Source organism: Corynebacterium aurimucosum ATCC 700975, from assembly GCF_000022905.1.
In the GTDB taxonomy this organism is placed as follows: domain Bacteria; phylum Actinomycetota; class Actinomycetes; order Mycobacteriales; family Mycobacteriaceae; genus Corynebacterium; species Corynebacterium aurimucosum_F.
The window spans coordinates 1356500-1368771 of sequence record NC_012590.1 but is presented as its reverse complement, the minus strand read 5'-3'; the positions used below and the strand labels follow the sequence as shown (position 1 = coordinate 1368771).

The window sequence follows — 12272 nt, the reverse complement described above, 5'->3', positions numbered from 1 at the left end:
GAGCGAGATTCCAACCATGCCGATTATGAGCGACTCCGAACTTCATCGCCGCCGAAACGACATCCTGGTTGGGGCACGAAAATGCTTCGCGGAGCATGGCTATGACGGTGCTACAGTCCGCCGCCTCGAAGAAGCCACGGGAAAATCGCGCGGCGCTATCTTTCACCACTTCGGCGATAAAGAGTCTCTCTTTTTGGCCTTGGCCCGGGAAGACGCGGCCCGCGAGGCCGAGGTGGTGGCAAACAACGGTCTGGTTGAGGTTATGAGCGAGATGCTGCGGCACCCTGAGCGCCACGACTGGTTGGCCACGCGTCTGGCCGTTACCTCGATGCTGCGCACTGATCCGTCTTTCGCCGCTCGGTGGCACGAGGAACAGGAAGTTCTGGATAAGGCAGTCCGCGCCCGATTGGAATCCAACGCCGAAAAAGGCCGCCTGCGCGATGACGTCTCCATCGATACCCTCGTGACGTACCTAGAGACTTTCATGGACGGCTTCATCAATCGCCTTGCACTGGGAGACACGAAGAATCTAGAGCAGGTTTTGGATTTGGTCGAGCAATCGATTCGCGGCTCCCGCGCCGTGCACTAAGCTTTTAACGCTCGGTGACGGAGTGTGATTGAGGCTACACTGTGGCTCATGGACCATACTCCCCTACAGCTTCCGCGGACGCAGTGTGGAATTAGTCTAAACGCCACACCCCAGCTTGCCCCGAAAGAACAACGCGCCCACGATGCTCAGCCAAACCCGCGAATAGATAATTCAGGGCTCCGCGAGGTCATCGAGGAGGCTGGGCCACTGCCTGGGCGCTTGAAGCCCGGCGACGTGGCTACCTGGGTTTTTACCACTATCGTGGTTCTCTTCGCATGCAGCATGGTGTTCGCTTTCATCGACGATTTTCTCGGCCCAGCGCGACATGTCATTTCTCGGTTTCAACTCATATCTTTCATTCCCATCTTCCCTTTATTGATCTTCCTGATCCTCTTGTTGATTGGTGTGAGACGTGTGGCCACGAAAGTTACCCGTGCCCGGCGTCTGCGCACTGCGTGGCGCAACGGCTGGGTAGAATACCGTCCCGCTCTCATCGGTGAGTTGGTTTACCTACGCAGTAAAACCGAAGGGCCCGAAGACCGTGAACGGACCTATTTCTACTACTCGGCACCCCTTTTACTCCTTCAGCCTGACGGCACACTAGCGAAGGCCATGTCCGGTGAGTTCCGCGCTGCCAATCCGAACTGGCTGAGATCACGGGGCGCCGCCCTCGCCGAAGGATCCCGGATAGCGACCGTGGATACCGCAAGCAGTAATGGCTGGACCGTCGCTGCTTACCGCACCGACGGAACAAGCCTAGAGGCGGAACTATCTAACGGCCTCACCGGCCGCCAAGTTGATGCCGTTCTCCAATTCGCTGAACAACGGTGGGTACGTTAAGCCGCCCCTTGATTGGTGGCTCGCCGCCCAACACGGGTCCTACTCCCCATTAGATATGAAAGCGACGAGAAAGGCGGCTCCATGCCTCTTACACTGTGATCCATGACGCAATCTTCTATTCAATTGCCTCGGTCACCGCTGAAATTTGATGCAGCCAGCGCCGGCTCCCTCGCGCCTAAGGAATTAAAGGAGCACGATCAGCAGCCGAACCCTAACGTGGACCGCAGCGGTATACGCGAAGCTATCAATAGTGTCGGGCGACCGATCGGCCATACGAATCTCGGCGCGATCATCTTTGGATTCATCTTCATCTCCATGGGTGTCATGTCCCTATTCTTCACAGTGTTCCATGTGCTATTCCTCTTTGTCCTATTTCCGGGCGCAGACGGAACGAACGGCGGGATACCAATAGCCAGCATTATCAACGGGCTTGCCGCACTGGTATTCATCTTTGTCGGAGTCATGCTCGTGCGGGGTCGCTGGGGAAGGAGAACTAGGTTGCGGACCGCCTGGGCGAATGGGTGGGTTGAGTACCGTCCTGCGTTAATCGGGGAGCTCGTCTACAAGCGCCGCGTCGACTACAACGACAACACCGACTACTATTACACCGCCCCGATACTCATCTTGCAGCCAGACGGCTCGTTGACAAAGGCCATGACAGCGGAGTTCGTCGCTCCGAACCCGAATTGGCTGAAGCTTCGCGGCCGGCTGCTCGCCGATGGTCCCCTCGTCGCCACCGTTGACTTCAACCACAATAACGGCTGGAGTGTGGTGGGATACCGGGCCGACTCGGACAATCCGCGACTAGAACTCCAGCATGGTCTACGCAAGAAGAACATCGAGGCGGCGCTGTCTTTTGCTGAGCAGAACTGGGTAAAAAACTAAAGCTCAACAGCACGTCATCGTGACACCCCACCTTCATCAGGAGCCCACCACAATGTCTCAGCAAGCGATCGCCCCGTTTGACTTTCCGGATCATGAATACTCCGAAAGGCTCATTCCCCGTAGCTCGCAGAAAGTATCATCGCCAAATCCTTCGTTCACAACAGCTGCCGTCGCTCGCGCCATTGCAGCGGCTGGGCCACTGCCGGGCGGATCTATCGCTGGATGGAAGAGCCTGCGAACGAACCTCATCGTGGCGGTAGTGCTCCTCGCTATCGCACTCTCAGCCTTTATCGGCGAGGATATGTCCATCAGTTCGGGGTGGCAGGGACTTGCCGTCGCAGTCTTCGTCCTCGTGCTCGTAGTCGCGGCAGGTAGACAGATCCGGTCCATTCGTAGTTCGACGTGGGGTGCTCGCAGACTACGAACGGCTGCGGAGAATGGCTGGATTGAGTATTATCCTGCGCTGCTCAGTGAGATCTGGCAGACCGATCGACACGTGCCGCATGCCGATCCCACCGAGTACTACTACAAAGCCAAGGTGCGCCTCTTCCTCCCCGACGGCACGGTTCAAGAAATCATTAGCGACGAGTTTGAATCCCACACGTCTCCCCGGGCCTTCCGCGAGCAAGGTATTGCCGTGGTGCGCTTCCAAAGCCAAGCTACCTTCGAGCGCACCACGGGGTGGTACATCGCCGCCCACCTCGCTACTAAGCCTTTTCGCCAGGCAAGCTTGCACAACGGTCTGACCCGCGAGCAAGTAAGTGCCGGGCTTAGCGCCGCGGCATCTCCTGCCTCCTAGATGTTCTTAACGTCGCCGTCGCCATCGATGAACTCCAGAGGCGAGGCCGGGAAGCTATCGCGGCGAGCAACCTCAGCGACAACCTCGGCGACAAGCTCCCGGGAAGTCGTCATATCACTAGTGCGCTCGGCACCGTTATCGAGCACAGTGATGCCCCGGGAAGGCTTTTCTGTGAGCGCCGCGGGCCCCAGAATAAGGTAGTTGAGATCCGTCAAATTCAGCTTATTGTCTACGGCCTTCTTGGACTCCACGTAGGCGTACCACGACTCATCGGAAGGATCGGTCGTGTTCTCCGTAGCGCCGATATAGGAAATCATCACGTAGGCCGGGGTGTGCTTCCCCTCCTCCGCTAGCTTCTCCAAGCCAGCGATGGAGGCAAGTGCCGCATCGCGGTCGACTGCCCACGTCACTTCCGCACCCGCGCGGCCACCGTTTCCAGCGCCCCACACGACGACGTCATAGTCAGCCAAAAGCTCTGCCCAGTCATCAACAGAAAGCTCGGTGAGATCGCGCACTACTGCGGTGGCACCGAGGGCTTCTATATCGGAAACCTGGTCAGGGTTACGGATAAGGGAATGGACGGTGAGGTTGGCGTCGACAAGCTTCGGCGCCGCCAATAGCCCAACCTTTCCGTGGCCGCCGATGTACAAAACCTTCTTGCGTGCAGTTGTTGTCGTATCAGTCATGAGCGCCACCGTACGCGCTATCTGATCTCTCTGCAGGACCCCAGGGCAGCTGGAAAAACGTACAGGCTACAATCTAGTCATGATCGCCATCATGACTGTTACCGGTGTCGATAACACCGGCATTATCTCCGCCGTGTCCACCGCCCTCGCAGAACTGAACGTCAATATCGTTGATGTCTCCCAGACCCTCATGTCTGAATACTTCACCATGATCTTGCGCGTCGAATTCGATGAGAACGAAGTCAGCATCCAGCAGCTCCAGGAGCGGATGAACACCGTCGGTGAGTCCATCAAGCAATCCATTCGCGTGCAGTCGGAAGCGCTGTTCACCGCAATGAACGAAATTTAGGGACGATAACCAGTCATGCTTAACCGCTTCAATACCGCCAGCATTCTCGACACCATCGAGATGATCGAGAAGTACCGTCTCGATATTCGCACCGTCACTATGGGCATTTCGCTGCTCGGCTGCACACGCCCCACCATGGAAGCCACCGCCGAGGCCGTGTACGATCTCGTGACATCCCGCGCCGCACACCTGGTTGAGGTGTGCGAGGGAATCGAGGCCGAGCTCGGCATCCCGATTGTCAACAAGCGCATCTCCGTCACCCCCATCGCACTCATCGTGGCCGGCGTCGAAGGAAACCCCGTGGACGTTGCCCGCGCGCTGGATCGCGCTGCCGCAGCGACAGGCGTCGACTTCGTCGGCGGCTACTCCGCGCTTGTTGAAAAGGGCGCAACGACCGCCGAAAAGGCCCTGATTCGTTCCATCCCGGAAGCCCTGGCAGAGACGAACCTGGTGTGCTCCTCGGTGAACATTGCTTCCTCCCGCGCCGGCATCAACATGAATGCCGCGGCACAGATGGGACGCATCATCAAGGAAGCCGCCGAGCTCACCAAGGATCGCAGCGCCATCGGCTGCGCCAAGCTCGTGATCTTCTCCAACTCCGTGGGCGATAACCCCTTCATGGCCGGTGCCTTCCACGGCATTGAGGAACCGGACTGCGTCGTTTCCGTAGGTGTATCGGGCCCGGGCGTGGTCGATCGCGCGCTCGGCTCCCTTGAGGGCGCCACCCTCAACGAGGTCGCCGAGGAGGTCAAGAAGGCAGCCTTCAAGGTCACCCGCGCCGGCCAGCTCGTGGGTGAAATGGCTTCGGCGCGCCTCGGTGTCCCGTTCGGCATCATTGACCTCTCCCTCGCCCCCACCGCAGAGCTCGGTGACTCCGTCGCCCACATCCTGGAGCACATGGGCCTCGACCAGGTGGGCACGCATGGGACGACGGCGGCGCTGGCGCTGCTCAACGACGCCGTCAAGAAGGGCGGCATGATGGCCTGCTCCCGCGTGGGTGGTCTGTCCGGTTCCTTCATCCCGGTTTCCGAGGACAAGGGCATGATCGATGCGGTGCGCACCGGTGCCATCTCCATCGACAAGCTGGAGGCCATGACCTCGATCTGCTCGGTGGGCTTGGACATGATCGCCATCCCGGGTGATACCTCTGCTGAGACTATCGCCGGCATGATCGCTGATGAAGCCGCCATTGGCGTGATGAACCATAAGACGACCGCCGTGCGTGTTATCCCCGCCCCTGGCACTCAGGCCGGCGACGAGGTCAACTTCGGCGGCCTCTTGGGCTACGCTCCGGTGATCCCGGTCAACCAGGTGGGCAACTCCACCTTCATCAACCGCGGAGGCTTCATCCCGGCGCCGGTGCACGGCTTCCGCAACTAAGGAAAACCCACACGGAGCATTGCGCGCCGAGCACTTGACCCTCACGCTATGTGAGGGTTTAGCTTTATTGTATGAAGATATCGGACGTCGCCGCAGTCGCTGGATGCTCAGTGCGCTCCGTGCGCCATTTACACGAGAAGGGCGCGGTTCCCGAACCCGCACGCACCAGCGGAAACTACCGCGACTATTCTGTCTCTGACTTGGCTTCGGTGCTGCGCGCGCGAGCACTTATCGACGCCGGCGTCCCGATCGCTGATGTCACATCTCCCGATGCGCTCGAGCGTTCGTTTATCATGCTGGATGAGCGCATTGCTCGGGCGCAGCAGCAGCGAGAACGTTTGCGTGCCCTTTCTCAAGCCCCCAAAGGGACACCAGAGGATATCCGCGACTCCCTCCGCCAAGTCATCGGGGATCCGGCAATGCTTCTACTCGAACTAGATTCCTGGGATCTCATGGCACTTACCGGAGTCGCTACATCAGCCACGTGGGAGCAGCTGCGACAGAACCTCGCCGACGACGATTGCCTTGCAGCCCTCCGCGAAGGTGAAGCATTATGGCGAGAGCTTGGCTCGCTGTCTCCGCAAGATCGGGGGGTTGCGAGCATCGTCGACAAGCTGCAGTCCATACTTCCACGGGGCTTGATGCGAGGAATCTACCCAACGCTCCGGCCGGGCAACGCTCCGCTGACCGTGGCTGACACTCCGACAAAAGGTGCGCAAAGTGTAGCACTCGAGGCTTTGGTGGGAGGCTTACGTGGCTAACGTCTGGCGATTTGTGGAGAAACATCCTGGGTTTCGCCTTGCCAAGTATGAAGTGGGACTTTACCAGGACCTGTGGCGTTGGATGCGGGGCCAGACGTTGATCCCCACGGGTGCGGTGGCACTTCCCCACCCTCCGGGCAGGCTACAGATGCTCGGATTCATCACTGCGGTTTTGGTGGTTGAAATGGTCGTTGTGCACCTTCTTCTGCCCGCGGGCGTTCTGCGGATTGCAGCGTTGCTACTGTCGCTCTGGGCCGTAGTCTTTGTGTGGGGCTTAATTGCTGCCGAACGCATTCGACCTAGCTATGTGACCAACGAACTCACGGTTTTGCGGCGCGGAAACACTGTTTTCGTTGAGGTACCGATGGCTCTTGTTCGCAGCAAGCGCGCGGACCGTACCTTCGAATCGGCGATTGTGATAAGAGAAGGTGAACTCACGGTCGGTGGCCCAGCTGGAACCGATACTCTCCTGCTCCTCAGCGAACCGGTCCAGGCATCGCCAGACCGATACCCGTGGCAGCGCGCTCTCCCGACGGAGGTAACGAAGGTGCGCTTCTATGGCACTACTTCCCGGTAATCGCTGGCGTTGCGTAGTTGCTCCTCGAGCTCGGCGATCAACGGCAAGGTCAGCTGCGCACGTTCGTCATCAATTCCCCACTTCTCAGGTTCGCTGCGGATCAAGTTTCCCGTGGTCTTGAGGAAGTGGGTGAAGTTTTCCACCACTGCTCGGTTGCCGTTGCGTACGCCTTCGGCGAGGACGGTATCGCTCAGCCGCTCGATCCAGATTTCCAGAATATGGGGGGAGGTGCTCTTGGCAATCGTGGTGCAGGCGGCGCGCGCTAAGCGCACCCCCTCATCGTCATGCCACACTCCTCCGGGGGCGCGAAGGCGACACGAGATGATTGCTGCCGCTTCGACGGGCGGAATCAGTCCCTTGCGGACGCAGGTTTCTACGTAGTCGGCGCCATATCCAACGGCCATGATAGGACCGATGTCTTTGACAATGCCGCGGGTGTCCTCCTCTGTGACATACCACGCGCGGAAGGTGAGGTAGTCCTCGTAGTGAAAGTGGCCCGCCTCCGCGAGCACGTTGAGCAGCTGGGCGGACAAAGCCTTGGTCCACACTTTGTCTGTACGCAGGTAACCGGTGAGGCGCTCCCGAATCTGGCCGAGATGGCTGTCCCACTGGCCTGACTCAATGCCCTCTTTCAATTCGGTATAGGCCCAGTCCACGCGTACTTCGGGGCGCTTGCTCACTAGTCCGGTGAGCAATGGTTCGATGACGGAATCTAGGGTCGCGGCGGTGCTCATGGTCTCTTCCTCTCCAGCGGCGGCACGATGGGGTTTTACCACTTCTAGACCCTGTGCGTGGGAAGCGGAAGAACCCAAGAGAAGAGTCTTGAGCGGTGTGTGGTTGTGAGCCCGAGTCTAGCGCAGGAAGTCTAGCGCAGGAATGTTATGTCCATAGGGTTTTTGGACATGGAGTCCGGTGTCTTTTTGGACACGGAATCCATGGAGTTCTTGGACACTTCTAGCGGTTTATGGTTGTGGCCTGCGTTTGGGCCGGGGTTTGGATAGTTTCGGGTTCATCCGTGGTGGTTGGCGGTGTTTCATTCCTTCAACGAGGTTGATGTTGATCTGGCCACCTGGTGGCCTGTGGTTCAACGTGATCGGCAGCGGCACGCTGAAGAGGAATTCACCGTCATGGGCCGTGTAGAACTCCGCAACGTTTTCGGCTGTGACTGTGGAGTAGAGTCTGCGGTTTTTAAACCTCAGACCAATGTAGAGACCGAAGCCGCACACGCGTACAACGCCGTCTTTGCTTACGCAGAGCTGGTCTGGGATACCCCAATGGTTTGTTGATTGTGTCGTCGGCGCCGTTAGTGTTGGGGTATCGGTGGGAGGTATGCCTTGCAAAGCTGCCCTGTCATCGGTGCTGGCCTCGTGGGAAGTTGCCGCTTCCGCGGGGCCGTTTAGCTTTTCGGATACAGCTTGTGGATTGTGTGCTTGGTTATAGGCGACTATGCGGGCCCAGACCTGCTCGGGATCGAGTGGATGCTGAGGTGATGGTGCCTTGGGGAAGGGACCTGACCCCTGTTTGGTAGACACCTGATATCCAGCCCAGTTGGGTTGGGAAGAAAGGTAATCTACCACCATGCCTAGGTACTCCGAACAGTTCAAACGTGATGCTGTGGCCCTCTACGAAAACAATGAGGACCTCTCACTTCACGCGGCTTCAGCAGAGCTTGGAGTCAATCGCTCCTCACTTTATTCCTGGATCAAGCAGTACGGCACCGGAAAGCGTGCCCGCACGAAGACCATGCGTGACAAGACTCAGGCGACAACCGATTCTGAGCGGATCCGCCAGCTAGAAAAAGAAAACGCAAAGCTGCGCGAAGAACGCGACATCCTGCGCAAGGCCGCGAAATATTTTGCCGAAGAGACACGCTGGTAATCCGCTTCCAGTTTGTCGATGACCACCGAACCGAATACTCGGTCAAGCGGATGTGCCACGTGTTAAAGCTCAATCGCTCCTCGTTCTACAAATGGGTCAACACCCGCGAAAAACGCAGGTTAAAGACGTGTTCCGATGCCCTTATTGGTGCGAGAATCAAGACCATCTTCGATAATGAGCACGGGCTTTATGGTGCTAAACGCATCGCTGCAAGCCTCAACGACGATACGGACTTTCCTCCGATCAATCACAAGAAGGTCGCACGCATCATGAAATCCATGGGGCTAAAAGGCTTTACTAAACGGCGTCGATGCATCACCACCAGGCGCAAGCCTGGCCGTCGAGTCATGCCAGATTTAATAGGCCGCAAATTCACAGCTGACAGGCCAAACCACGTCTACGTAGGCGATATCACCTACCTGCCGTGTAAGGGCGGCAAGAACATGTACCTAGCCACGGTCATTGACGTTTACTCACGCAAGCTCGTCGGCCATGCACTCGCTGACCACATGCGGGTATCGCTGGTTATCGAAGCTTTATCTCATGCCAGAAAAGTCCGCGGAAGCCTTAAAGGGGCAATTTTCCATTCCGATCACGGCAGTGTGTACACCTCACAAGCATTTAGAGAGCACTGCGCTGTACTTGGTGTTCGCCAATCCATGGGAGCAGTGGGAACGAGTGCCGATAATGCCCTGGCAGAATCATTTAACGCCACCCTAAAGCGTGAAGTTCTGCGTGATCGGAAAGTCTTTGACAATCCCATCATCTGCCGCCAAGAAGTCTTCCGATGGTGCATGCGCTACAACACGCGCAGACGACACTCCTGGTGCAACCTTCTAGCCCCCGATGACTTCGAAGAACTCACATCAGCTACACTGACCCAAGCAGCATAGCTAACCCCCGACGTGTCTACCTTCCGGGGGTCAGGCCCCTGGGTCAACGTGCGGTGAGAGCGTTCGTCTTTTCCCTGGGTTGTCGGGGCGAAACCAGCAATAGCAAGTACACCTTGGCTGGCGAGCCAAGTTTCAGTAGCAGAGAGAAAGCCACGGTGGTAGGTGGCGAACGCATCGCCATTGTCGGAAAGGATTTCTTGAGGTTTGCCGTAGGCAGCGAACGCTGCGGCCAGTACGGCGCGCGCATCAGTACCGTTTTCTGGCAGAGCGAATGCTGTGGTTCCGACATCGAATCTGCTGGCATCATCGATAATCTGGTAAATCGTGACATGTGTGTGGGCATGGTCAAAGAGGCGGTAGACCAGTCCATCGATTTGCCAGAGTTCACCGACGAGATCACGGGCGAAGCGCTTATAGGAGCTGCGTGGCCGTTTGCGGGCATTGGCATCAACAAATCCCAGCTCATGAAGCCACGAGGCGATTGTAGAACGCGACGGTGTGGAATCTGGGCCTACAGTGTCGAACAAGAAGTAGTAGATCGACCAAGGCCCATAATCCAAGCCTTGCTCCATTAACTGTTGCCTGGCGTGGACGACTGCGATTTTGTCGGCTTCGTCAAACTTCTTAATCGGATTCTTCGGGGCAGTCGAATCGGGCACAATACCTGCGCGGCCCTTCTGCGCTATCCGGTGTTTGATGTTGTGGTACGTCTGCCGCGAGATTCCTAATTCTTTGCAAAACTGTGTGACCGTCTTGCCGTCACGAACGGGATCGAAATCTGCGACCTTTCTACGCTTATGCAATGGAATAGCCATCCGGCTATTCCACCGCCGCAAACGTCCAAAAAGCCACTAGACATCCCGTCCAAAAACATCCTGGACTCCGTGTCCAAAAAGTCGCTAGACATCACAAGTCTAGCGCAGGAAGTAGAGCCAGGATAGAGCTATATCTGAGAAGTAGGCTCTAGGCTAGCTCCACGATTTCCATGTACTCGTCGTTCCACAAGTCCTCATCGCCGTCGGGCATGATGATGACGCGCTCTGGGTTGAGAGCCTTGACCGCACCCGGGTCGTGGGTAACCAAGACCACGGCACCGGTGTAGGTACCTAGGGCATCGAGCACCTGCTCGCGGGACTGTGGGTCGAGGTTGTTCGTGGGCTCGTCGAGAAGCAGCACGTTGGCGCGCGAGGACACCAGCGTTGCCAGGGACAGTCGGGTTTTCTCACCGCCGGAGAGCGTGCCGGCGGGTTGCTCCAACTTGTCTCCGGAGAACATGAAGGCGCCCAGCAGTCCACGCAAGTCCTGCTGGCCGGCATCCGGGCAGGCCTCGATGGTGTTTTCCCACACGGTTTTGTCTGGGTCGATGTTGTCGTGCTCCTGAGCAAAGTAACCGATGCGCAGGCCGTGCCCGGAGACGATGCCGCCTTCGCCATCGGTGCGCTCCACGCCCGCCAGAAGCTTGAGCAGAGTCGTCTTGCCCGCACCGTTATAGCCCAGCACAACCACGCGGGAACCCTTGTCGATGGCCAAATCGACACCGGCAAAAACCTCCAGCGAGCCATACATCTTGGTCAGGCCCTTGGCGTTCATCGGAGTCTTGCCGCAGGGAGCGGGTTCGGGGAACTTGATGTGGGCCACCTTGTCGGCCACGCGGACATCATCGAGCTCGTTCATCATGCGCTCGGCGCGGTGCAGCATCTGCTTGGCAGCGGCGGCTTTCGTGGCTTTCGCGCCCAGCTTGGCGGCCTGCTTGTGCAGGGCTGCGGCTTTCTTCTCCGCGTTGGCACGCTCGCGGCGGCGGCGTGCCTCATCGGTGGCGCGGGCATCAAGGTACTTCTTAAAGCCCATGTTGTAGACGTCGGCCTCAGCGCGCACGGCATCGAGGAACCAGACCTTGTTGCACACGGCCTCGAGCAGGTCGACGTCGTGGGAAATCATCACCAGGCCGCCCTCGTGCTTGGACAGGAAGCCTCGCAGCCAGGTAATCGAGTCTGCGTCGAGGTGGTTAGTGGGCTCGTCGAGAAGCAGTGTGGTCTGGGACTTGCCTGACCCAGCTGAAGCTGCGAAGAGAATCTGCGCCAGCTCTACGCGGCGGCGCTGACCGCCGGACAGCGTCTTGAGCTGCTGGTCGAGCACACGCTGCGGCAGACCCAGGTTGTCACAAATCTGGGCGCATTCGGAGTCCGCCTCATAGCCGCCTAAGGTATGGTATTCCTCCTCCAGGCGGGAAAACTTACGAATGGCCTTGTCGCGGAACTTATCATCCGTGGCCGTCTCCATGAGCTCTTGCTGCTTGGCCATGCGGCGCTTGATCTCATCCAAGCCGCGCGCAGAGAGCACGCGCTCACGCGCGGTTTGCTCGATGTTGCCCTCGCGGGAATCCTGCGGCAGGTAACCAATAGGACCCGAGCGCGTCACCGAGCCGCCATAGGGCTCGGTCTCCCCCGCCAGGATGCGCATGGTGGTCGTCTTTCCCGCGCCATTGCGCCCGACCAGGCCGATGCGATCCCCCGGCTGCACGCGAAGGTGCTGGCCGGGGGCGTCGAGAAGCGTGCGTGCGCCCACGCGCACCTCGAAATCATTGGTCACAATCACGTCGAGACAGTCTAGCAATCAGGGTAGTTAAACCCGAACC

General features: G+C 58.4%; 12 protein-coding genes and 2 pseudogenes. 9 read left to right on the top strand and 5 right to left on the bottom strand.

Annotated elements, in window-relative coordinates; all coding sequences use genetic code 11:
- Positions 1–16 precede the first annotated feature (16 nt).
- From CAURI_RS06450 to CAURI_RS06435, 4 genes are all read left to right on the top strand, one after another.
- The gene (locus CAURI_RS06450) at positions 17–589 is read left to right on the top strand and encodes a TetR/AcrR family transcriptional regulator (RefSeq protein WP_010186699.1); all 573 of its coding nucleotides are present in this window, start codon (positions 17–19) and stop codon (positions 587–589) included.
- Between the two features lie 234 nt (positions 590–823).
- Positions 824–1429, top strand: coding sequence for a hypothetical protein (locus CAURI_RS06445; protein ID WP_236660822.1), 606 nt, complete (start codon positions 824–826; stop codon positions 1427–1429).
- A 102-nt stretch (positions 1430–1531) separates the two neighbouring features.
- Complete coding sequence (locus CAURI_RS06440) at positions 1532–2314, top strand: hypothetical protein (protein ID WP_010186701.1); 783 nt, start codon at positions 1532–1534, stop codon at positions 2312–2314.
- A 52-nt stretch (positions 2315–2366) separates the two neighbouring features.
- Positions 2367–3113, top strand: coding sequence for a hypothetical protein (locus CAURI_RS06435; RefSeq protein WP_010186703.1), 747 nt, complete (start codon positions 2367–2369; stop codon positions 3111–3113).
- On the opposite strand, the gene CAURI_RS06430 is transcribed toward CAURI_RS06435, so the two are convergent.
- Positions 3110–3799, bottom strand: a complete 690-nt coding sequence (locus CAURI_RS06430; RefSeq protein ID WP_010186705.1) for an SDR family oxidoreductase — start codon at positions 3797–3799, stop codon at positions 3110–3112. The two genes, CAURI_RS06435 and CAURI_RS06430, sit on opposite strands and share 4 nt — an antisense overlap.
- A 79-nt stretch (positions 3800–3878) precedes the next feature.
- On the opposite strand from CAURI_RS06430, the gene CAURI_RS06425 reads away from it, so the two are divergent.
- The 4 genes from CAURI_RS06425 to CAURI_RS06410 all read left to right on the top strand — a co-directional run bounded on the left by CAURI_RS06425 (position 3879) and on the right by CAURI_RS06410 (position 6866).
- Positions 3879–4148: an ACT domain-containing protein gene (locus tag CAURI_RS06425; RefSeq protein ID WP_010186707.1), complete on the top strand. Its 270-nt coding sequence runs from the start codon at positions 3879–3881 to the stop codon at positions 4146–4148.
- A 15-nt stretch (positions 4149–4163) separates the two neighbouring features.
- Positions 4164–5528 carry a PFL family protein gene (locus tag CAURI_RS06420; RefSeq protein WP_010186708.1) on the top strand — a complete coding sequence of 455 codons (1365 nt, stop codon included), beginning with the start codon at positions 4164–4166 and terminating at the stop codon, positions 5526–5528.
- A 71-nt stretch (positions 5529–5599) separates the two neighbouring features.
- A complete protein-coding gene (locus CAURI_RS06415; protein WP_010186709.1) occupies positions 5600–6289 on the top strand; it encodes a MerR family transcriptional regulator in 690 nt (229 codons plus the stop codon).
- Complete coding sequence (locus CAURI_RS06410; RefSeq protein ID WP_010186710.1) at positions 6282–6866, top strand: hypothetical protein; 585 nt, start codon at positions 6282–6284, stop codon at positions 6864–6866. Before CAURI_RS06415 ends, CAURI_RS06410 begins: the two co-directional genes overlap by 8 nt.
- Here CAURI_RS06410 and CAURI_RS06405 read toward each other — a convergent pair.
- Both CAURI_RS06405 and CAURI_RS14025 read right to left on the bottom strand, forming a co-directional pair.
- On the bottom strand, positions 6845–7600 hold the full coding sequence (locus CAURI_RS06405; protein WP_010186712.1) for a DUF2785 domain-containing protein: 756 nt from the start codon (positions 7598–7600) through the stop codon (positions 6845–6847). The genes CAURI_RS06410 and CAURI_RS06405 overlap by 22 nt on opposite strands.
- A gap of 228 nt (positions 7601–7828) precedes the next feature.
- Positions 7829–8377 (bottom strand): annotated as a pseudogene (locus CAURI_RS14025) (transposase); the annotation flags it as partial.
- 67 nt (positions 8378–8444) lie between these two features.
- On the opposite strand from CAURI_RS14025, the gene CAURI_RS13605 reads away from it, so the two are divergent.
- A protein-coding gene (locus tag CAURI_RS13605) for an IS3 family transposase (RefSeq protein WP_420805227.1) occupies positions 8445–9637 on the top strand; the annotation gives its coding sequence in 2 pieces (ribosomal slippage) (positions 8445–8727 and positions 8727–9637; 1194 coding nt in all).
- Between the two features lie 23 nt (positions 9638–9660).
- On the opposite strand, the pseudogene CAURI_RS06390 reads toward CAURI_RS13605, so the two are convergent.
- Together CAURI_RS06390 and CAURI_RS06385 are read right to left on the bottom strand one after the other, a co-directional pair.
- Positions 9661–10452, bottom strand: a pseudogene (locus CAURI_RS06390) (DDE-type integrase/transposase/recombinase); the annotation flags it as partial.
- Positions 10453–10600: 148 nt separating this feature from the next.
- Positions 10601–12232: an ABC-F family ATP-binding cassette domain-containing protein gene (locus tag CAURI_RS06385; protein WP_010186726.1), complete on the bottom strand. Its 1632-nt coding sequence runs from the start codon at positions 12230–12232 to the stop codon at positions 10601–10603.
- Positions 12233–12272 lie beyond the last annotated feature (40 nt).

Bases quoted from the DNA above. Each gene is read 5' to 3' on its own strand.
- CAURI_RS06450 (WP_010186699.1), top strand. From the start codon at position 17: ATGCCGATTATGAGCGACTCCGAACTTCATCGCCGCCGAAACGACATC.
- CAURI_RS06440 (WP_010186701.1), top strand. From the start codon at position 1,532: ATGACGCAATCTTCTATTCAATTGCCTCGGTCACCGCTGAAATTTGAT.
- CAURI_RS06435 (WP_010186703.1), top strand. From the start codon at position 2,367: ATGTCTCAGCAAGCGATCGCCCCGTTTGACTTTCCGGATCATGAATAC.
- CAURI_RS06430 (WP_010186705.1), bottom strand. From the start codon at position 3,799: ATGACTGATACGACAACAACTGCACGCAAGAAGGTTTTGTACATCGGC.
- CAURI_RS06425 (WP_010186707.1), top strand. From the start codon at position 3,879: ATGATCGCCATCATGACTGTTACCGGTGTCGATAACACCGGCATTATC.
- CAURI_RS06420 (WP_010186708.1), top strand. From the start codon at position 4,164: ATGCTTAACCGCTTCAATACCGCCAGCATTCTCGACACCATCGAGATG.
- CAURI_RS06415 (WP_010186709.1), top strand. From the start codon at position 5,600: ATGAAGATATCGGACGTCGCCGCAGTCGCTGGATGCTCAGTGCGCTCC.
- CAURI_RS06405 (WP_010186712.1), bottom strand. From the start codon at position 7,600: ATGAGCACCGCCGCGACCCTAGATTCCGTCATCGAACCATTGCTCACC.